The organism is Duganella sp. Leaf61 (assembly GCF_001421905.1).
GTDB classification, from domain to species: Bacteria; Pseudomonadota; Gammaproteobacteria; order Burkholderiales; family Burkholderiaceae_D; genus Rugamonas; species Rugamonas zoogloeoides.
On sequence record NZ_LMLM01000030.1, the window covers coordinates 349,487 to 370,340 of the forward strand.

Here is a 20,854-nt window from a genome sequence, read left to right on the forward strand (position 1 = left end):
GTCTCCGTCAGAAGCGGTGGTCAACGACCAGGTCCGCGCGCCGGTCCTGGCCATAGAACCACTGGGTGGGCGTGTAATACGCCGTGGTGAAATAGCGCCGGTCGAACAGATTGGCCACCCGCAGCGAAACGCTGGTGGCGCCAGACAGCTTCCAGCGCAGCGTCGCATCGGTCACCGCGTACGACGGCAGCTTGAGCGTATTGGCATTGTCCGCATTGCGCTCGCCCACGTAGCGCAGGCCGGCGCTGGCGGTCCAGCCGCGCGCCAGTTCGTGGTGCAGCCACAGGTTGGCCAGGCGCTGCGGCACGTCCGGCGGCGTATTGCCGGCCCGCGAGACCAGCACGCCGCCGGAGGCTTCGCTGAAGTCCGCGAAACGCGCGCGCAGCAGCGCGGCATTCGCCTCCACGCGCCAGCCGGGAAGCAAAGCCGCCGTCACCGTGGCCTCCACGCCGCGCGACGTGCGCTCGCCCACTTGCAGGCTGCGGCTCGGATTGGCGGGGTCGCGCGTGAGCAGGTTGTTCTTGGTGATGTCGTACACGGCCAGCGTCCATTCGGCGGTATTGCCTGCAAAGGCCTGCTTGACGCCCAGTTCCACCTGGCGGCCGGTGGCGTTCTTGAACGCGCTGTTGGCGGCCGACAGAAAGAACAGAGAACTGATCGGATCGGCCGCCTTGGCCACCTGGCCATACAGCGCCAGCGACGGCGTAGCCTGGTACACCGTGCCCAGGCGCCAGCCGACGTTGCTGAAGGTTTTATCGTAAGCGAGGCGGTCGGCCACCAGGTCGGTGCGGCGCACGCTGGCATGGTCGTAGCGCACGCCCGCCAGCAGCGACCACTGGCCAGTCAGCGCCAGCCGGTTTTCCGCAAACACCGCGTACTGGCGCGCTTTGCTGGCATAGCGCGGAATGGTGGGCACCGGGCTGGCGAACCAGCCGGGGGCCGGGTGGTACGGATCGACGGAGGTGGCGTCGCCAACGTAGGTGTTGTTGGTGTGTTTGAAAGCGCTGGAATTGAGGTCGAAGCCAAGGGCGAAGCGGTTGTCCAGGCCCAGTAATTGACCCTTGAAGGCGGCGTCGGTGGTGTTGCCGGTCTGCGACTGGTCGTGATAGATCTCGGTGGCGTCGGAGCGGTCGATCAGGCCGGTGGCGGCGTTGTACGTATACGCTTCGACATCGCGCCAGTGGCGGTTGCTGTCGATGTCGTAGAAGCGGCTGCGCACCGTGGTGCTGTCGTTCGGGGTCCAGTTGACGAGCGCGTCGAGCCAGCGGTCGTCGTACTGCATCACGCTGTCGGCGACGTTGTAGTTCTTCGTTGCCAGCGCCGGATCGGGCTTGCCGTTCACCAGCGGCGTGCCGAAATATTGCATCGGTTCCTGCCGGCCCCGGGCCGCGCTCAGGCGCACATTGAGGCGGGGCGAGATGTCGAGCCGCACCGCGCCAGAGACGGCGCGGTTGCTGTACCGGCCCCGGTCCACCCAGCCGTCCGACCGGTCGGTGCTGGCGTCGAAGCGGTACGACCAGCGCTCGTCAATCGCGCCGCCGCTGCCGATGGCAAGGCGGCGGCTGTTCTCGGTGCCGACGCCCGCCTGCACGTCGGTCTCGATGGCGCCGCGCGTGGGCTGCTTCGGCACCACGTTGATCACCGCGCCGATGGCGCCGTCGCCGTAGATCACGGACGCCGGCCCGCGCAGCACTTCCACGCGCGCGACGGCCCAGGTATCGAACGGGAACGTCAGCCCGGCGCCACCGTACTGGCGCATGCCGTCGTACAGGCGCATGACCGACAAGGTGTCGGTAAAGCCGCGCGCGGCCACCGACGAGCCGCCATTGCCCGGATGTGGCATGGCGCTCACGCCCGGTGCGCGGGTGATGGCATCGACCAGGCTGCGGTCGCCACGCTGCTCGAGCTGCTGGCGGGTGATGGCGTCCACGCTGGCCGGGGTGTCGAAGCGGGACAGGTCGAGGTTGGAGCCGGTGCCGGCGGCGGAATGGAGGCCACCGCTGTCGTCGCGGGCGGTGATGACGACGGTGGGCAAGGTGCTGTCCTGGGCAATGACGACGAGCGGCAGCGCCAGCGCGCACGCGGCGGCCGTGCGCGACAAAATAAAATGAGTGTGCATGAATTCGAGACGCGTATGAATATCCTGGCCGCCATGGGCGGCACTTGGCCAGCTGGCGCGACGTGAAGGCACGGCGCCAGGCTGGAACTAGAAACTACGGGATATCAAACGGCGGGCGGACCGCGCGGATGCGAGATTACCCATGCATACAGGGGCGTTGGCGCATGGTAGAACAGCGCGGGCCGTTCGGACAGAATCGCACCTTGCGGCACCAGCGGCGGCGATGGCGGCAGCACCGGCATGTCGGAGTGGACGCGGCAGTACGGGCAGTCGTTCATGCCGCTGCTGCGCTTGTCGGTATTATCGGGCGTATCGGGCGCCTGGACGTAGCGGGTGCCCATGGCCGAGCAGATCTCGAGCCACGCGGGACTGGCCGCCCGCTCCGGCGCGAACGCGCGCGACAAGGCCGGCATCAACGCCGTCATCAGCATGGCGGCGCAGAGCAACCATGCGAGGTAGCGTCGGCGTTGTCGGGTCTTGTGCATCTGCCTATTTTACAGCAGTGGCCTCGCGCCGGGCCGGGAGTGTGCTGGGCATTTTGTCGCAGGCTTCAAAACGAGTGCGTGATACCCATGCCGAAGCCGGTCGGGTGCGCGCCCGCCGTCACGCCGCCCAAGGCGGCAGTGCCGAAGTCGCCGCTCGAACGGGCGTCGTTGTCGATCCGGGCGAACGTCATGTACAGCTCGGTACGTTTCGACGGCTGGTAGGCGTAGCCCACCGCCCAGTAGCGCATGCCGGTATCGACCGCGCTGGCGCCCGGCCCGCCCCCATCGAGCTTGAGGTCGGCGCTCTGCCCATAGGACAGACGCAGCAGCTGGCGGCCGATCCGGTGCGTGACGGCGCCCCACGCGTTGCGCACCTTGACCGCCGCTGCATTGCCCGGCGTGAATGCCTTGGGCAGCCCGGTAGCGGCCAGGTTGCCCCGGTACGTCAGTTGCTCGGCAATGCCGCTGAATGTGGTGGCGCCGGACACATAATGCGTGGCCAGCCGCAGCGCATCGTCGCGCGTGCGCACGGTGGCGGTGTTGGCATATTCGTCGTGGCGCTCGTACGCGGCGATCAGGGTCAGCGGGCCATGCTCGTACGTACCGGACGCTGACAGCAGGCGCGGGTCGCACGCCACCGCGCACGTGCCCTTTTCTTCGCCCATGCCGTAGGCCAGGCGGCCCTTGAAGCCGCTTTTTGATTCCGGCGACCAGTACTGGATCACATTTTTCTGGCGGCGGTCGAACGCCTGCCGGTTGGCGATATTGCCCACCGTGGGCGAGCTGTTGCCGTACAGGACGGCGCCATAACCGGCAAAGGTCTTGTTGGTGAACGGATCGAGCTTTAACGTGGAATTCTTGTACGGCGTATCCCACTGCCCCATCAGCAGGCTGCCGGCTGGGCCTTTCAGGCCGATGGCCGAGCTGCGGCCGGCCAGCGTGCCGCTGCCCGTATCGACGCCGACCGACGATTCGATCTGGAAGAACGCCGACAGGCCGCCGCCCAGCGCTTCTTCGCCGCGAAAGCCGAGCAGCGACGAATTGCTGCTCACGCGGTGCTTGCGGGTGTCCGAGGCGTTGGGACCGCTGGCGGACAAGGTTTCGACATCGACGTTGAGCTTGCCGTAGATGACGACGGTGGAAGATTGCGCCAGCACGGCGCACGGCAGCAGCGCCAGCGCGATGGCGGCGGCATGGGTTTTGCGGGTCATGGTTAGTCTCGTATGATTATGGTGGTCGTGCAAATCCACGCGCCCGCGCGCCTTGTGGCGGCGCGTCGGGCGCGGGATGGATGGCAATGCGCGGAATGTAGTACAGCGCGGGCGCAGCGCGGGCGCAGCGCGGCCCGGGAGCCGCGCCGGATCGTCAGGCGGTCAGCTTGTCGGCTACCGGACGTCCTGTGGCAGCAGCAGCAGCGGCAGCAGCAGCCTCGCGCCGGGCCTTGGAGCTGAGCGTGAGCAGGGTCACGATGCTGGCCATGGCCAGCACGGCTATCGGCAACAGCCCCAGCGCATGGCTACCGGTCTCGGCCTTGATCCAGCCGTAGACGTTGACCATCAGCCCGCCACCGATCAGGTTGGAGACAGCATTGATGCCAGCCAGTCCCGCTGCCGCCGAACCAGCCGCCAGCCAACCGGAGCTCAGCGCCCAGAACGGGCCCTTGAACGAGTAGGCGCCAATCAGCACACAGGTCAGCATGACCACGGTAATTGCCAGCGACGACACAAACAGGGTGCTGAGCATGCCGGCGCCGATCAGCGCCAGCGGAATCACGGTGTGCCAGCGGCGCTCGTTCTTGCGGTCCGAATGACGGCCCCATAAGACCATCAACACCGAGGCCACCAGGTACGGCACGGCAGCCAGCCAGCCGGTTTGCATCACGCTCAGGCCGAACGACTTGAACATCTGCGGCATCCACACGCTCAGCACGCTACCAGCGGCCGACGCGGTGGAGCACACCAGCGCCATGCCCAAGACTTCCTTGCTGCGGAACAGCTTCCAGATCGAGACATGGGCCTTGGCCTTGCTGGCGGCACGTTCGCCATCCATGCGCTTCGACAGCCAGTCGCGCTGCTCGGCCGTCAGCCATTTTGCCTGTTCCGGACGGTCGGTAAGGAACCACAGGCAGGCCACGCCGAACAGCACGGTGGGCAAGCCTTCCAGGATGAACAGCCATTGCCAGCCGCGCAGGCCCAGCATGCCATCGGTTTGCAGCAGCGCGGCCGACAGCGGCGCCCCGATAAAGCTGGCCATCGGGATCGACACCATGAAAATGGCCACGATGCGGCCGCGATAGGCGGACGGAATCCAGTAGGTCATGTACAGCAGCACGCCGGGGAAGAAGCCCGCTTCGGCCGCGCCCAGCAGAAAGCGCACGGCGTACAGCGAGTACGGCCCCTGCACCAGCGCGGTGCCGGCCGAGACCGTGCCCCAGGTGACCATGATGCGAGCGATCCACTTGCGGGCGCCGAATTTTTGCAGCGCCAGGTTGCTGGGCACTTCAAACATGAAATACGAAATGAAAAACAGGCTGCTGGCAAAGCCGAACATCTGCGCCGAAATGCCGATGTCGTGGTTCATTTGCAGCGATGCCATGCCGATGTTGCCACGGTCGATAAACGCCAGCAGGTAGCACGCCATCAGGAAAGGGATCAGGCGCCAGGTAACCTTGCGCATCGTGTCCTTCTCGAGTTGGGTGACATTTGTTGTTATGGTATCCATTGTCTTCCTCCAGATCCTGCATTTATAGTCGAAATCACCGCGCCGTGTTCGGCGCCGGCGAGTTATTTCGGCTTTACGCCGCGGCGCGCGCCTCCCCGTCCAGCATGGCCAGCACCGCCAGGACGTTGGCGGCCGCTGCCGTGCCCATGCCCACGTAGGCGTCACTGGTCACGCCGCCGATATGGGGCGACAGGATCACGTTCGGCTGGTGTGCGAACGGGTGGTCGCCGGAAAACGGCTCGATGCAGAAGCTGTCCAGCCCGGCCGCGCGCAGCTTGCCGTTTTGCAGCGCCTGCAACAGTGCCGCTTCGTCGATCAGGCCGCCCCTGGCCGTGTTGACCAGGATGGCGCCGTCGGGCATCAGCGCCAGCGCGGCCGCGTCGATCATGTTGCTGTTGTCAGGCGTGAGCGGGCAATGCAGCGAGACCACGTGGGCCGCTGCAAACAGGTCAGCCAGCGCCACGTTTTCCACGCCAGCGGGCAGCGCTTTCGCATACGGATCGTGCGCCAGCACGCGCATGCCCAGCGCCTGGCCGACGGCCGCCACCCGCACCCCGATCGCTCCCAGCCCTACCAGGCCCAGCGTGCGCCCTTTCAGCTCCAGGCTTTTATGGGTGGCCTTGTCCCAGTGGCCGTCGTGCATGCGGGCATCGAGCCGGGCCACGTCCTTGGCGCAGGCCAGGATCAGCGCCCACGTGTGTTCGGCCACGGCGGCGGCGTTGGCGCCCAGCGCCGCCTTGACGGCGATGCCGCGCGCGGCGGCCGCTGCGACGTCGATGGTGTCGATGCCGGTACCGTGCTTGGAAATCACGCGCAGTTGCGCGCTGGCGGCAATCACGGCCGGGGTGATGCGGCCGTACCGCACGATGATCGCCACCGGCTGATGTTCATGGCACAGGGCGATCAATTGCTGTTCATCCGGGGTTTTACCGGCGTACACGATGGTGTAGTCGCGCAGCATCTCGACTGCCTGCGGCGCCAGGTCGGCGCCGGTGACCAGGACAACCTGGGCGGCGCTCACAGCGTTTCTCCTTCGGCCAGCACACCGGCCTTGCGCAGCGCACCGTCGAGCCATTTCGGCCGCAGTTGTTCGCCGTTGCGGATGCCGGCGATGCGCGCGGTCTCGTCGATCACCTTCTGTTTGGCCAGCGGCATCAGCGACGCCGCCTTGCGGCGCTCGACCACTACCACGCCGTCGGCGTCGGCGACGATCAGGTCGCCCGGGTTGACGGTGGTGCCGCCTACCGAGATCGGCCAGTTCAGGCGGCCAGGAATAAGCTTGGTCGGACCGTTGGGGTTGGCGCCTGTGGCGTACATCGGAAAACCGAGTGCGCGGATAGCTTCGGTGTCGCGCACCGAACCATAGATGATGACGCCGGCAATGCCGATCGCCATGCACTGCGACACCATGATTTCGCCCATCAAGGCGCAGGTTTCGTCGCCCTTGCCGTCGATTACCAGCACGTCGCCGGGCTGGGCCAGCGCCATGGCAGCGTGGATCATCAGGTTATCGCCGGGACGCACTTCGATGGTCAGCGCCGGTCCGGCGATACGCATGGTGGGCGCCAGCGGCGCAATGCGGCTGCTCAGCGTGCCACGGCGGCCGGCAACGTCGGCCAGGATCGACGATGGGTATTGGGCAGCAATGGCGACGATGGCCGGATCGACCCGTTCGAATTCACGGATCACGTCGGGCTGGGAGGGAAAGGTAGTGGTCATGGAATGGCCTCGTAAAAAATGGCGTAAAAGGGCCCCTGCCGCGCCGGCAGGCCGGCGACGGTTATTGGGGGAAACTGCAATCAGGAACAGGCGTGGCGATGCACGCCGGGGCGCCAATTAGCCGCTGCGCAACTGGCGCGGTGGATGGACAGCCTGGTGGTGAGAGATGTGGTGAAGTGTCATGCCGGTCTCCTGCGATTGAGATTGCCCTGCCGGAAACCTGCGCTAACGGCCTGGGATTTCTTGTTGCTCTTGTTATGGATTTGAGTATAGGAGCGACAATTTATAATGTATATTCAATTATTTTTTGCAAAACATAACTGCGGGGAATGTATCGATGGACTTTCGCGACCTGAAGTTTTTCGAGGTGATCGCCCAGGAAGGCAACCTGGCGCGCGCGGCGGAAAAGCTGTTCCGTACCCAGCCTGCGCTGTCGAAATGCATCGACCGGCTGGAATCGTCGATGGGCGCCAAGCTGTTCGAGAAAGACGGGCGCGGCATGCGCCTGACGGTGGCCGGCAATGTGCTGCTGTCGCGCACGCGCCAGATGGGGTTGATGATCGAAGACACCGCGCGCGAAATGCGCGACCATGCGGCGGGGTTGAAGGGCCATATCCGGCTCGGCTGCGTGCCCACGCTGGCCGAGCATTTATTGCCGCAGATATTGCACGACATGCTCGAGCAAGCGCCCGAGGTCACCATCCGGCTCGGGGTGGCGATGAACGATGCGCTCCTGGCAGGCTTGCGCGGCGGCGAGTTCGACCTGGTGGTGGGACCGATGCTCGAAAGCGACCAGGAGTTCGTGTCGGAACAGATCGTCGAAGACCAGATGGTGGTGGTCGCCAGCAAGCAGCATCCGCTGTTCGCAGGGCCCTACACGATGGCCGACCTGCTGGCCTACCGCTGGGTGCTGCCGGCCACGACCGTGGCCAGTCGCCAGTGGCTGGACCAGACCTTCGATCGCAACCGGCTGGCGCGACCGCAGGTGCACATCGAATCAACGGTGCTCAACATGATCCTGCCCGTCATCGAAAAAACCCGCTTGCTGGGCTTTGCCAGCAATGCCAACCTGCGCTCGCCGGATACCGGGCTGCGCGAGGTGGTGCTGGAGCAGACCACCATGCCGCGCCGCATGGGCGTGCTCTACCGCAGCAATACTTACCTGTCGCCGGCGATGGCGCGGATTGCGGGGCTGTTGCGGCTGCATGGAACGTCGTTGCATGCCAATGGCAGTATGCGCTCCTTGAGCAGCCGGAACTGTGCGTCCACCATCGGCTGATTCGGATCGTGTCCTGCATGGGGAACGGTCACCATGGCTTTTTGTGGCGCCTTGATGCTGTCGAAATAAGGCTGCGTCACGTCCGGCGTGGTCAGCAAGTCCTGGGCGCCCTGCACCAGGAACACGGGCATGGCGAAGTCGGTGCCCAGCGCCGGCAAATCGACTTGCGAAAACATGCCGTCGCCATGCAGGCCCACGAAGTTGAGGAAGGAATAGTCCTCGCCGGCGTCGTAATCGGCCTTGGCCCTGGCGGTCTCGTACTCCGGCGCCGCATTCCACCACTGATCGGGCGGCGGCGTGGTCACCGCTGCCTCGTACTTGCGGATCACACGCCGCACCTTGCCGAAACTGCGCGGATCGGTCCACGGCGGCGCGCCGACGCTGTCGAGCACGGCCAATGATTCCTGGTCGCCGCTGGCGCGGGCCTGCGCCAGCAACCTGGCATAGGTGACCGGCAGGTTCTGGCGGTAGCCCACCACTTGCGAGCTGCCCAGGTAGGCGGAGAACAGCGCAGGCTGCGCTTTGGCCATGTTCACCGCGAGGATCGAGCCCCAGGAACTGCCGAACACGATGACTTTTTGCTTGGCCAGGCGGTGCCTCACGTAGTCCGCCACTGCCACCCCGTCGCGGGTCAGGCGGTCGATGGTCAGCGGTGTGTCCGGCGCCGGCGGGTTACGGCCGTAAGTCTTGCCGGAGCCGCGCTGGTCCCATTGAACCACCGTGAAGTCCCCGGTCCAGCCGGCGTAAATGGCGTCGGAATAGGCGCTCAGGGGGTTGCCCGGACCGCCATGCACGACCAGGACCACCGGGTTGGCGCAGCTGCTGCCCTTGATCGTGACCCATTGTTCGATGCCGCCGATGGCCACATAGCCCTTCTCGTCGAGCTGACCGTGCCCGGCGGCGCAGGCCGGCGCCACCGGTGTGTTCTGCGCGCAGGCGCTGCCAACCGACAGCAGCATGGAGACGGCGAAGGCCGCAGTACATAATTTCCTCATAGTCTAACCTTATGTGTTTGCCAGCAAGTCGCCCGCCGGCAGATGATACGAAATGCCCGGGCAGCCGTCCACACGCATGGTACGCAGCACAGTGGCGCCCGGTGCCGGAGTGGCCAGCCGGCACCGGTTCCGGCAACATCAAACGCCGGCCCGGCGCAACGAGGCCAGCCGGCGCAAGGTGGGCTGCGGTACCGGCAGCGCCGGCGCATCCACCTTGCCGCTGGGGCTCAGCGGCAGCGCCTTGAGCACCACGAACAGCGCCGGCACCATGTACGATGGCAGCGCCAGCTGCAGGTGGCGGCGCAGCATGGCGGTGGGCGGCAGCATGTCGGCGCCGCCGTGCTGCGCCGCCAGCACCAGGTAGCCCACCAGTTGCTGCTCGCCCGGAATGTCTTCCCGCGCCAGCACGGCGGCGGCGGTGACGGCCGGATGGCCCAGCAGCCGGGTTTCGATCTCGCCCAGTTCGATGCGCAGGCCGTTGAGTTTCACCTGGCGGTCGATGCGGCCCCGGTACTCCACGTTGCCGTCTTCCCAGAACTGCGCCAGGTCGCCGCTGCGGTACATGCGCGCGCCCGGTTCCTGCGCATGCGGATCGGGCAGGAAGCGCTCGGCCGTCAGATCGACGCGGTTGAGATAGCCGCGCGCCACACCCGCGCCACCGATATACAGCTCGCCGTCCACGCCGGGCGGTACCTGCCGGCCCTGGTCGTCGAGGATGTAGAGGCGCACGTTCTGGGCCGCCCTGCCGACCGCGACGCGCAGCGGCGCCGGGCCGCGCGGACACAGCCAGAGCGTGGCTTCGATGGTCGTTTCGGTGGGGCCGTAGATATTGTAGAGTTCCGCGGCGTGGACGGCGTAATGCTGGCGGATGATCTCCGGGCTCAGCGCTTCACCGCCGCTGATCACCCGGCGCACCGACGTGCAGGAAGCCCAGTCGCCCTCGCGCACCATCATGGTCAGCATCGACGGCACGAATTGCACGAACGTCACGCCGCACTCGCGGATCAGCGCCGTCAGCATGCCGACGTCGCGGTGGATGCCGGGACCGGCCATGACGATGCTCGCGCCGATGCTGAGCGGCCAGATCAGCTCGGATACCGAGAGGTCGAAACTGAACGGGGTCTGGTGCAGGAAAACGTCGTTTTCGGTGGTGGCGCACAGCTTGTGCACGCCATCCATGCGGTTCACCACCGAGCGGTGCTCGATCATCACGCCTTTCGGCAGGCCGGTGGACCCCGAGGTATAGATCACGTAGGCGAGGTTGGCGGGCGACAGGCCCGGCGTGCGCTCGGGATCGGTATCGGGCAAGCCGGCCAGCACCGCCAGCATGTCGGGCGCATCGAGCGACACCATGCGCAGCGCCGCGCCGCTGCCCAGCAGCGCTTGCGCCTGCGCGTCCACCGACGCGTGCGTGAGCAGCAGGTCGAAACCGCTGTTGCGTATCATGTACAGCAGGCGCTGTTCCGGGTATCCCACGTCCAGCGGCACGTAGGCGCCGCCGGCCTTGAGGATGGCCAGCATGCCCACCACCATCGCCAGCGAACGCTCGGTGAACAGGCCCACGCACACGTCCGGCCCCACGCCTTGCGTCCGCAGGTAATGCGCCACCCGGTTGGCCCGGGCGTTGAGCTGGGCATAGGTGACGACCTGGTCGCCGAAGCGCACGGCCGGCCGCTGCGGCACCCGCTGCGCCTGCGCTTCGAACAGCTCGTGGATGCAGCGGTCGGATGGAAAGTCGGCGGCGGTATCGTTCCAGGCGGCCAGTTTCAGCAGCCAGTCGGAGTTGCCAAGCGGCGTGCGGGTTGCGGATAGCGCTAGCATGATGGGTTGCTCCCGGTGGATGAGGATGCAATGCCGGCCTGGCGCATCGCGGCCAGCCGGCGCAACGTAGGTTGCGGCACCGGCAGCGCGCGGGCATCCACCTTGCCGGTGGGGCTCAGCGGCAGCGCCCTGAGTACCACGAAGAGCGACGGCACCATGAAGGATGGCAGCGTCTGCTGCAAATGGCTGCGCAGCATGGCGGTGGGCGGCAGCATGGCAACGTCGCCGGCGCCGCGCGCGAGCACCACGTAGCCCACCAGTTGCTGCTCGCCCGCAATGTCTTCGCGCGCCAGCACGGTGGCGGCGGTCACGGCCGGATGGCTCAGCAGCCCGGTTTCAATCTCGCCGAGCTCGATGCGCAGGCCATTCAGCTTGACCTGGCTGTCGATGCGGCCCAGGAACTCGATGTTGCCGTCCTCCCAGAACTGCGCGAGGTCGCCGGTGCGGTACATGCGCGCGCCCGGTTCGTCCACGTGCGGGTCGGGTAAAAAGCGTTCGGCCGTCAGATCGTCGCGGTTGAGATAGCCGCGCGCCACGCCTGCCCCGCCGATATACAGCTCGCCTGCCACGCCGGGCGGCACCCGCCGGCCCAGCTCATCGAGGATGTAGAGGCGCACATTGGCCGCCGGCTTGCCGATGGCGACGCGGGACGGCGTCCGGTCGCGCGGACAAGGCCAGGACGTGACCTCGATGGTGGACTCGGTCGGGCCGTACATATTGTAGAGCGGGGCGCCATGGACGGCGTAATGCTGGCGGATGATTTCGGGACTCAGGGCCTCGCCGCCGCAACTGATGTTGCGCACGGAGGTGCAGGCGGCCCAGTCGCCCTCCCTTACCATCATGGTCAGCGTCGATGGCACGAAATGCACGAACGTCACGCCGGTCTGCCGGATCAGCGTCGTCAGCAGGCCGATGTCGCGGTTGCCCCCCAGGCCGGCCATGACGATGCAGGCGCCGATCGTCAGGGGCCAGATCAGCTCCGACACCGAGACGTCAAAGCTCAGCGACCCCTTGTGCAGGAAGATATCGGTTTCGTCGGTGCCGAACAGCCGGTTGATCCACCCCATGCGATTGACCACCGAGCGGTGCTCGATCATCACGCCTTTCGGCAGGCCGGTGGAACCGGATGTATACATTACGTAGGCCAGGTTGGCCGGCGACTGGCCCGCCACGCGCACGGGATCGCTGTCCGGGAACCCGGCCAGCATGCGCAAGGTGTCGGGCGCATCGAGCGATACCTTGCGTAGCGCGGCGCCGCCGCCCGCCAGCGCCTGGGCCCGCACGTCCACCGTCTGGTGCGTGAGCAGCAGGTCGAAACCGCTGTTGTGGATCATGTAATCGAGGCGCTGCACCGGATAGTCCACGTCCAGCGGCACATAGGCGGCGCCGGCCTTGAGAATGGCCAGCAAGCCCACCATCATCGCCAGCGAGCGCTCGGCGAACAGGCCCACGCAGACGTCCGGCCCCACGCCCTGCGCGCGCAGGTAATGGGCCACGCGGTTGGCCTGGGCGTTCAGCTGCGCGTAGGTGAGCGTCTGGTCGCCGAAGCGCACCGCAGGCCGCTGCGGCACCCGCGCAGCCTGCGCTTCGATCAGTTCGTGGATGCAGCGCTCGCGGGGGAAGGCGGCGGCGGTGGCGTTCCATTCCGCCATCCGCCGCAGCCAGTCTTCGCTGGCGACGGCCGGCAGGCATGGCGCGCTTTCTTGCAGGGTAAGTGGGGACATGGCGGTTCCTCTCAGGCGGCAATGGCATAGGGGGCGGCATCGAGGCCGCGCGCGGCTTGTTCGAGATGGTGCAGGATCAGGCGCCTGGTTTCCACCAGGCGCTGGTGTTCCAGTGCGCAGGCGTCGGCAAAATAGGCCTTGACGTCGGGCCAGACTTCCTCTTCCACGCGCGACAGGTACAGCCGCTCGTAGTCGGCTTCGGGCATGTCGAGCACCGCCTGGTTCAGGTCATCCTTGTGGATCCAGACGCTGGTCAGCGACACCCTGAATTTCTCCAGGTCGGCCGGCTGCAGCGCGCCCGGGTCGCCGGCATAGCTGGTCGAACCATGCAGCATGTGGCTGTTGAACACGATCGACAGGCCGGGATGGTAATCGAGCGCGCGCCGCTGCAGGGCGTCCGTGTCGCACTTGATGACCGGTCCAGCCAGGTACATGCAATCGGCCAGTTCGCCTTTTTTCTTGCTGACGAAATGCGTGTTTTCCTCCGCCATGCGCTGGTATAGCGCGGCGTGCGCCGCCACCTTGTCGTCGACCACGAAAATCCCCATGTCCGACGGTGCCAGGCCGGCAATCTGGTCGCGGTGCACATTGGTCCAGATGGTCAGCATGCGCGACTGGTAGCCGTTGCGCGAAAAATAATGCACGCCGCCGTCCTGGTGGATGTTGTCGATCTTGCGCACATCCTTGAGGCGCAGCTTCCAGATCGAGTGGTACAGCGGCACGTAGTCGTTGTAAATGTCGCCGAAGGCGTGCTCGTAAAAGCCGCGCGTGAGCTCGTGCAGGGCGATGAAATCGCGCTGGCCGGTGATGTCGCTGCGGCGCGCCGATTCCAGGTAGCCGAACTGGCGCTCGATGCGCTCGAGCATGTCGCGGTAGGCGGCGCTGCCGGTATCGTGCGCCACATTGTAAATCTCGCTGTCGAACATGATGATCCCTTTCCTGTTGGGGTGTTCAGGCGGCCAGCGGCCGTTGCATCGGACCGTGGCGCAGATTGAGCTCATGGTGGACGATGGCCTGCACCGCCGCCACGAACCGGGCCTGCTCGCTATGGATGAAGAAGTGGCCGCCGTCGAACGCCAGGTAATCGGCGCCCTGCGCCAGCAGGCGGTCCCACGCTTCGGCGTCGGCGATCGGCACGGCGTCGTCGTCGACGCCGCTGAACACCGTGGCCGGCGCCTGCAGCCTCGGTTCCGGCTGGAAGACGCGCGATTCGCTGAGCGTGAAGTCGGCGCGCAGCATGGGCATGAAGACCTCCATGATTTCGCGGTTGTCGAGGATTTCGTCCGGCGTGCGCGAGAACATCTTGACCTGCTCGATGAACTCGTCGTGCGACAGCCCCCCCATCAGCGGCTTGATACGCGGCAGGTGCGGCGCCCGCGCTGCGGAGAGCACCACGTGCGCCGGGCGGTCGATGCCGCCGGCCTCAATGGCGCGCGCCAGTTCGAACGCCAGCATGGCTCCCATGCTGTGGCCTACGAAGATGCACGGCAGGTCCAGGTAAGGCGCGATCTCTTCGTGCAGCAGCGCGACCTTGCGCTCGAGCGAGGCGATCGGCGGCGCCGAATAGCGGTTTTCACGGCCCGGAGACTGCACCGCGAACACATCGACCTCGCGTGAAAAATGCCGCTCCCAGCCCCGGAAGATCGAGGCGCCCCCGCCTGCGTAATGGAAAAAGAACACCCGGATCCGCGCCTTCGGGGTGTGCTGCAATTTGATAAACCAGTCCGACATGATAGTCCTTTGCATGGAATTGAATAAGCCGTTCGTGCCCGAGCCTTACAGCAGCAGGTCCACCTGTTCCTCGTGGGCAGCGCTGTCCTGCGTCACGCTGGTATCCGCCAGGGCGCGGATGACGTGGGCTACGCCCTCGATATCCGGGTACTCGAACAGCGTGACCAGCGGCAGCCGCACGCCTAGGCGCTTGCGGATATGATTAATTGCCGTCATCGCCAGCAAGGAATGCCCGCCCAGCTCGAAGAAATTGCACTTGACGCCCACCTCTTCCCGCTTGAGCAGCTGGCGCCAGATGCTGTTCAATTCACGCTCGACGGCGTCGCGCGGCGCCACCAGCGCAGCGGCGCCGATGGTGGCGGCGGCAGGCAGGCGCTGGCGGTCGATCTTGCCGCTCGCCGTGGTGGCGAAGCGGTCGACCAGCACGAACAGCTCCGGAATCATGTAGTCGGGCAGCGTGCGGCGCAATTCGCTGCGCAATGCCAGGCCGCGCAAGGCGTCTTCCGCGCCGGGACCGGCCAGTTGCGGTTCCAGGGCCACATAGGCCGCCAGCTGGCCGCCGTCCACGGCCGCCACGACCGCTTCGCGCACGCCGTCCACCCGCAGCAGGGCCGCTTCGATTTCGCCCGGCTCGACGCGGGTGCCGCGCACCTTGCATTGCGCATCCTGGCGGCCCCGGTACTGCAGCGTGCCGTCGGGCAGCCAGCGGGCGTAATCGCCGGTGCGGAACAGCCGCGCACCGGGCTGGAACGGATCGTCGACGAAGCGTTCGGCGGTCAGTTCCGGACGGTTCAGATAACCGAGCGCAACGCCCGGGCCGCCGATATAAACCTCGCCCACGGCCCCCTGCGGCAGCAGCCGGCCGTGACGGTCGAGCAGGTAGATGCGCATGTTGTCCACCGCTGCGCCGGCCGGCACCGGCGCAGCCGCCGTGTCGGCCACGTGGTTTTGCAGCGCCAGGATTTCGCGGTCCACCCCAGCGCCGGCGGCGCCCGACTCCACCAGCTCGGCGGCGATTTCCAGCTGGTCGCGCAGCACTTCGCGCAGGTGGTCGAAACCGACCAGCGGGTTGGAGAACACCACCCGGAACACCAGCAGCGGCGTATCGCCGGACGGGTGGTGCAGCACCCGGGTCTTGGAGACGAAGGTCTTGGCGCGCAAGAACTGCTCCTGCTGGATCGCCTCGACCGCCGCACCGATGGCGGTGTTCTCGTCCTCGCTGAAGCGGCTGTATTTCTTGCCGCGCAGCGCCACCGGGATGTAGCGGTAGTTGACGATGTTGAGTTCCGGGCGCCCCACCAGTTCGAAGGCGCCGGAGGCATCCACCAGCGCAGCGAAGTGCTCGGCCTGGGCCATGCTCTGATCCACCAGCCAGCCGTAGCCCTGGCGTCCCAGCAGGTGCAGCGCGGCGTGCAGCAGCAGTGCATTGGCAGGACGCGAACCTTCGAGCGTGTGCTGGCCCATGTCGAACGTGCCGCGCGCGGCCTGGTACGCCGTGTGGATCGGCAGGATGCCGGTATCCTGCGGCTCGCGGAACAGCAGCAGGCTGATGCCCTGCGGCAGATACATCTGCTTGTGGCCGCAGAAGGTCACGGTGTCGGCCTGTTCGATGCCGCGCAACTTGTGGCGGAAGCGCGCCGAAAACCGCATCGCGCCGCCCCAGGCCGCGTCCACGTGGAAGTGCAGGCCGTAACGGCGGGCGATGCGCGCCATCTCGGGCAGCGGATCGATGGTGCCGGTCTCGGTGGCGCCGGCCATGCCGATCATGGCGATGATGAAGCGCCCCTCGGCGCGGCAGCGGTCGATGGTTGCCACCAGGTGGGCCATCGACAGCCGTTGCCCGTCGTCCTGGTCGATCAGCAGGATGTTTTCCTCGCCCACGCCCAGCAGGTTGGCAGCCTTGCGGATCGAGTAGTGCGCCAGGCGCGAACCGATGATCACCCCGGAACCCAGCCCGGCGCCGTGCAGCAGCGCCGTGGCGCCCCTGGCGGCGATCTCCGCCTGGGTATGGCCCAGCGCGCGCAGCCCCTTGTTGCGGGCGCACAGCATGGCGGTGATGTTCGACGTGGTGCCGCCGCTGGTGACCAGGCCGAAATTGCTGTGCGGGGTCAGCGCATGGTCGAGATACGACTGCTCCGGCAGGTCGAAGAACTGGCGGTGCACCATCGCCACCGCCTGGCGTTCGGCCAGCGTCAGGCTCTTGGACGTCTCGATCTTGACCATATTCTGGTTCAGGACCGTGAGCACGCGGGCGAATTCCGCCATGAAGCTGGGGAGCTGCGACGTCATGTGGCCGATAAAGGTCGGCGCGGCGACGTTGACCACATGCGGCATCACTTTCTGGTTCAGGTAATCCACGTAGCGTTCGAACGGCTGGGCCGATTCGGGCGTGGCGGTGTCGCTGAAATCGGCCAGCAGGCTGTCGAGCCGCACGGCGGGAGTGGTCACTCCGGCGCTGACGGCCAGTGCGCGCGGCGCCGCCTGCGCCGGGTCCAGGCCGCACTCCAGCGCCACCTCGCGCGGGAAGTAGCGCATCACTTCGGCCGGGGCGCCGGCATGGGCCACGAAGCACGTGGCGTCGGCGCCCACCTCGGTTGAGCCGTACAGGTTGAGCAGGGTTGCATGCGGCAGCGCGGCGCGCACTTTGGCGGCTAGCGCGCCGCCGAGCGGCTCGCCGCTGCTGGTCACGTAGCGCAGGTCGGTCAGCGTTGCCACCTCCTCGTGCTCCACCAGCAGCGCCAGCAGCGAGGGCACCAGGGTCAGGCGGGTGACCCGTCTGGCCTGCAGCATGCCGACTAGCAGGTCCACATCGCGCACCACGTGGTCGGGAATCAGCAGCAGCGGGCTACCTTGCACCAGCGGCTGAAATATCTCGGCCACGTGGTCCACGAAGTTGAGCGAGGTTTTCTGGCTGTACACCTCGTCCCCGGCGGACGGGAACACGCGCCGCATCCAGGCCAGGCGGTTGACGATCGCCCGGTGGGGCACCAGCACTCCTTTCGGCACGCCGGTGGAGCCCGAGGTGTAGATCACGCAGGCGGGATCGCCAGCGTGCGTCGGTTCGCACGGCGCGGCGTCGCTGAACGCCGCCAGTTGCGCGGCCAGGGCGAAATCGTCCAGCACCACCAGCTCCGCTGCCGCCGGCAAGCAGGCGCAACATGCCGTCTCGGTCAGCACCAGCCCGGCGCCGGCGTCGCCTGCCAGGTACGCCAGCCGGGCGGCCGGATGGCCGGGGTCGAGCGGCAGGTAGGCGGCGCCCGCCTTCATGACCGCCAGCATGGCCACCACCATCGGCGCCGAGCGCGCCATGCACACGCCAACCACGGTGCCGGCGCCCGCGCCGCGCTGGCGCAGGTAGTGGGCCAGGCGGTTGGCGCGCGCCTCGAGTTCGGCATAGCCGACCTCGAACGCCCCGTCGATCAGCGCGCAAGCGGCCGGCGTGGCTGCTGCCTGGTCGCGGAACAGACCGTGCACCGTGGCCTGGTCAGGGTAGCTCGCGGCGCTGTCGTTCCATTGCTCCACCAGGCGCCGGCGCTCGGCGTCGGCGATCACCGGCAGCGCCGCCAGCACGGCGTCCGGCTGTGCCACAATGCCGCGCACCAGCACCTCGAAGTTGGCCGCCATGCGCTCGATCGTGGCGCGCACGAACAGGTCGGTGTTGTAGTCCCAGTCGAGGTACAGCCTGCCGTCGGCCTCGGTGATGGTCAGCTCCAGGTCGGACTTGATGCGGTTATGGCTGGTCACGTTGCGTTCCAGTTCCAGCCCGTGGAACGCCAGTTCCTGGCGTTCGTTGTTCTGCAGCGTCAGCGTGACCTGGAACAGCGGCGTGTGGCTCATGCTGCGCTCCGGCTGCAACTGCTCCACCAGCATTTCGAACGGCACCGCCTGGTGCTCGTAGGCGTCCAGTATCATCTGCTTGTTGCGCCGCAGCTGGGCGCTGAACGCCGGATTGCCCGACAAGTCGCTGCGCAGCACCAGGCTGTTGACGAACAGGCCCACAACCTGTTCGACGTCGCGGTGCGTGCGGCCGGCGATCGGGGCGCCGATCACGATATCGTCTTCGTCGCTGTAGCGCTGCAGCAGTACCGCGAACGCGGTGTGCAGGAACATGAACAAGGTGGCCTGTTCGCGCTGGCACAGCGCCTGGACTGCGGCGAGCAGGCCGCCGTCGAGCACTTGCGCGTGGCATTTGCCCTGGAAGCGCTGGCGCGCGGGCCGCGGCCGGTCCAGGGGCAGGCTGTGCATGGCCGGCAAGCCATGCAACTGGGTGCGCCAGTATGCCAGGTGCGATTCCAGCGCATCGCCCTGCAGGGCGGCACGTTGCCACTGCGCGTAGTCGGCATAGCGCACCGGCACCGCTGGCAGCGGCGACGCCAGGCCCTGGACATACGCGTTGTAGAGCGCATTGAGTTCGCGGAACAGTATCCCCAGCGACCAGCCATCGGCCGCGATGTGGGGCAAATTGAGCAGCACGCGGTGGCGTTCCTCGCCGGTGCGCAACAGGTGGGTACGCAGCAGCGTGCCGGCGCCAAGGTCGAACGGCATGGCGGCTTCGGCGGCGGCGATGCGGGCCAGGGCCTGCGCCTGTCCGGCGGCGTCCAGGCCGCGCAGGTCATGTCCGGTCAGCGCCACGGCAGCGGCCGCGCCGATGACCTGGACGGCCTGGCCATCGGCCATCGCAATAGCCGTGCGCAGCACTTCGTGGCGTTCGACCAGCGTGTCCAGTGCGCGCGACAGCGCCGCCACGTCCAGCGGCCCCCTGACGTCGAACTGCATCGGCAGGTTGTATTCCGCGCTGCCGTTTTCCAGCTGATCGATGAACCACAGCCGCTGCTGGGCGAACGACAGGGCCAGCGGCTGCGTGTCGTCGGCACGGGCGATGGCGGCCTGGCCCCGCCCCCCGTACTGCACCAGCGTTTCGGTCAGCGCGGCGATGGTGGGGTGTTCGAACAACGCACGCAGCGGCAGTTCGATGCCCAGTTGCTGGCGGATCTGGCTCAGCAGGCGGGTAGCCAGCAGCGAGTGGCCGCCCGCTTCGAAGAAGTTGTCCTCGATGCCCACGCGCTCACGCTTGAGCAGCTTTTGCCACAGTCCGCACAACGCCGTCTCGGTCGCGTCGCGCGGCGCGACGTAGCGGGCGCTGTCCAGGTCGGCGGCAACGGGCGCCGGCAGCGCCTTGCGGTCGATCTTGCCGGTGCGGCTGAGCGGCAGCGCCTCCAGGAACAGGAAGATCTCCGGCACCATGTAGTCCGGCAGCACCAGCTTGAGCGCCTTGCGGCACGCGGCGATGGACGGCGGGCCGCCGGCATGGGCGACCAGATGCGCCACCAGGCGGTGCGGCTGGCCATGCGCCTCGTCCGCGAGCGCGGCGGCGCTCACCACCGCATCCTTCACGCCGGGCAGCAGGCGCAGCTGCGCTTCCACTTCGCCGGCTTCGATGCGCATGCCGCGCAGCTTGATCTGGTGGTCCTGGCGCCCCTGGTAGGCCAGCCGCCCGTCGGGCAGCCAGCGCGCGAGGCACGCCGGGCAGCAGGCGCAGCTGCGCTTCCACTTCGCCGGCTTCGATGCGCATGCCGCGCAGCTTGATCTGGTGGTCCTGGCGCCCCTGGTAGGCCAGCCGCCCGTCGGGCAGCCAGCGCGCCAGGTCGCCGGTGCGGTACAGGCGCGCGTCCGGTTCGGCGCTGAAKGGGTCCGCGATGAARCGCGCCGCGCTCAGTTCCGGCTGGCGCAGGTAGCCMAGCGCCAGCCCGGCGCCRCCGATATGCAGCTCGCCCACCGCGCCTTGCGGCAGCAGCGCGCCCTGCGCATCGAGCACATAAGCGCGGTTGTTGGCGATCGGGCGGCCGATGCCGACCACATTTCCCACGCCAGGGCTCACCTCTTCCCAGGTCACGTCCGCGCCCACTTCGGTGGGGGCGGCCGATGCCGACCACATTTCCCACGCCAGGGCTCACCTCTTCCCAGGTCACGTCCGCGCCCACTTCGGTGGAGCCGTAGATATTGAGCAGGCGTGCCTGCGGCAGCGCCGCCTGCACCCGCGCGGCCAGCTGCRCGCCCAATGGTTCGCCGCTGCTGATGATGAAGCGCAGCGCCAGGCCCTCCAGTCCATCGTGGTCGGCCAGCACATCGAGCAGCGACGGCACCAGCGTGATGCGGCTGATGCGGTGCGCGCGCAGCGCCGCCACCAGCTGGTCGATGTCGCGCACCGCCTCGTCGCCGATCACGACCAGCGGCGTGCCCTGCGTGAGCGGCTGGAACAC

The 20,854-nt window shown here is 67.2% G+C and carries 12 protein-coding genes and 3 pseudogenes; 1 reads left to right on the plus strand and 14 read right to left on the minus strand.

The genetic code is table 11. The annotated features are described in order from the left end of the window. Positions 1-7 precede the first annotated feature (7 nt). The 6 genes from ASF04_RS21690 to ASF04_RS21715 all read right to left on the minus strand — a co-directional run bounded on the left by ASF04_RS21690 (position 8) and on the right by ASF04_RS21715 (position 7,044). Positions 8-2,119: a TonB-dependent siderophore receptor gene (locus ASF04_RS21690; RefSeq protein WP_229205155.1), complete on the minus strand. Its 2,112-nt coding sequence runs from the start codon at positions 2,117-2,119 to the stop codon at positions 8-10. A 104-nt stretch (positions 2,120-2,223) separates the two neighbouring features. After that, on the minus strand, positions 2,224-2,604 hold the full coding sequence (locus ASF04_RS21695; protein WP_082488934.1) for a DUF2946 domain-containing protein: 381 nt from the start codon (positions 2,602-2,604) through the stop codon (positions 2,224-2,226). Between the two features lie 65 nt (positions 2,605-2,669). Continuing rightward, entirely contained in the window at positions 2,670-3,815 is a 1,146-nt protein-coding gene (locus ASF04_RS21700; RefSeq protein ID WP_056146583.1) for a porin, read from the minus strand. A 154-nt stretch (positions 3,816-3,969) separates the two neighbouring features. Then, on the minus strand, positions 3,970-5,325 hold the full coding sequence (locus ASF04_RS21705; RefSeq protein ID WP_056146584.1) for an MFS transporter: 1,356 nt from the start codon (positions 5,323-5,325) through the stop codon (positions 3,970-3,972). 73 nt (positions 5,326-5,398) lie between these two features. Further along, positions 5,399-6,346 (minus strand): NAD(P)-dependent oxidoreductase, encoded by a 948-nt coding sequence (locus ASF04_RS21710; protein ID WP_056146586.1) that lies wholly within the window; start codon positions 6,344-6,346, stop codon positions 5,399-5,401. Further along, complete coding sequence (locus tag ASF04_RS21715; RefSeq protein ID WP_056146588.1) at positions 6,343-7,044, minus strand: RraA family protein; 702 nt, start codon at positions 7,042-7,044, stop codon at positions 6,343-6,345. Before ASF04_RS21715 ends, ASF04_RS21710 begins: the two co-directional genes overlap by 4 nt. A gap of 337 nt (positions 7,045-7,381) precedes the next feature. Between ASF04_RS21715 and ASF04_RS21720 the strand changes: the two genes are divergently transcribed. Beyond that, entirely contained in the window at positions 7,382-8,323 is a 942-nt protein-coding gene (locus ASF04_RS21720) for a LysR family transcriptional regulator (RefSeq protein ID WP_056146590.1), read from the plus strand. A gap of 17 nt (positions 8,324-8,340) precedes the next feature. Here the strand turns inward: ASF04_RS21720 and ASF04_RS28360 are convergent. The 8 genes and pseudogenes from ASF04_RS28360 to ASF04_RS28830 all read right to left on the minus strand — a co-directional run. Further along, positions 8,341-9,318: pseudogene (locus ASF04_RS28360) on the minus strand (alpha/beta fold hydrolase); the annotation flags it as partial. A 138-nt stretch (positions 9,319-9,456) separates the two neighbouring features. Continuing rightward, a complete protein-coding gene (locus ASF04_RS21730) occupies positions 9,457-11,139 on the minus strand; it encodes an amino acid adenylation domain-containing protein (RefSeq protein ID WP_056146592.1) in 1,683 nt (560 codons plus the stop codon). Next, positions 11,133-12,863 carry an amino acid adenylation domain-containing protein gene (locus ASF04_RS21735; protein ID WP_056146594.1) on the minus strand — a complete coding sequence of 577 codons (1,731 nt, stop codon included), beginning with the start codon at positions 12,861-12,863 and terminating at the stop codon, positions 11,133-11,135. The genes ASF04_RS21730 and ASF04_RS21735 overlap by 7 nt, the downstream gene beginning before the upstream one ends. 11 nt (positions 12,864-12,874) lie before the next feature. Further along, on the minus strand, positions 12,875-13,789 hold the full coding sequence (locus tag ASF04_RS21740; protein WP_056146596.1) for a hypothetical protein: 915 nt from the start codon (positions 13,787-13,789) through the stop codon (positions 12,875-12,877). A 25-nt stretch (positions 13,790-13,814) separates the two neighbouring features. Beyond that, positions 13,815-14,594: a thioesterase II family protein gene (locus tag ASF04_RS21745; RefSeq protein WP_056146597.1), complete on the minus strand. Its 780-nt coding sequence runs from the start codon at positions 14,592-14,594 to the stop codon at positions 13,815-13,817. A 45-nt stretch (positions 14,595-14,639) separates the two neighbouring features. Next, positions 14,640-20,039 (minus strand): aminotransferase class V-fold PLP-dependent enzyme, encoded by a 5,400-nt coding sequence (locus ASF04_RS21750; protein ID WP_056146600.1) that lies wholly within the window; start codon positions 20,037-20,039, stop codon positions 14,640-14,642. Between the two features lie 331 nt (positions 20,040-20,370). After that, positions 20,371-20,529, minus strand: a pseudogene (locus tag ASF04_RS28825) (hypothetical protein); the annotation flags it as partial. A 34-nt stretch (positions 20,530-20,563) separates the two neighbouring features. Further along, positions 20,564-20,854: pseudogene (locus ASF04_RS28830) on the minus strand (AMP-binding protein); the annotation flags it as partial.

Coding starts and splice junctions, on each gene's coding strand:
- ASF04_RS21715 (WP_056146588.1), bottom strand. CDS start 7,044: ATGACCACTACCTTTCCCTCCCAGCCCGACGTGATCCGTGAATTCGAA.
- ASF04_RS21735 (WP_056146594.1), bottom strand. CDS start 12,863: ATGTCCCCACTTACCCTGCAAGAAAGCGCGCCATGCCTGCCGGCCGTC.
- ASF04_RS21740 (WP_056146596.1), bottom strand. CDS start 13,789: ATGTTCGACAGCGAGATTTACAATGTGGCGCACGATACCGGCAGCGCC.
- ASF04_RS21700 (WP_056146583.1), bottom strand. CDS start 3,815: ATGACCCGCAAAACCCATGCCGCCGCCATCGCGCTGGCGCTGCTGCCG.
- ASF04_RS21750 (WP_056146600.1), bottom strand. CDS start 20,039: ATGCGCATCGAAGCCGGCGAAGTGGAAGCGCAGCTGCGCCTGCTGCCC.
- ASF04_RS21690 (WP_229205155.1), bottom strand. CDS start 2,119: ATGCACACTCATTTTATTTTGTCGCGCACGGCCGCCGCGTGCGCGCTG.
- ASF04_RS21745 (WP_056146597.1), bottom strand. CDS start 14,594: ATGTCGGACTGGTTTATCAAATTGCAGCACACCCCGAAGGCGCGGATC.
- ASF04_RS21695 (WP_082488934.1), bottom strand. CDS start 2,604: ATGCACAAGACCCGACAACGCCGACGCTACCTCGCATGGTTGCTCTGC.
- ASF04_RS21720 (WP_056146590.1), top strand. CDS start 7,382: ATGGACTTTCGCGACCTGAAGTTTTTCGAGGTGATCGCCCAGGAAGGC.
- ASF04_RS21705 (WP_056146584.1), bottom strand. CDS start 5,325: ATGGATACCATAACAACAAATGTCACCCAACTCGAGAAGGACACGATG.
- ASF04_RS21730 (WP_056146592.1), bottom strand. CDS start 11,139: ATGCTAGCGCTATCCGCAACCCGCACGCCGCTTGGCAACTCCGACTGG.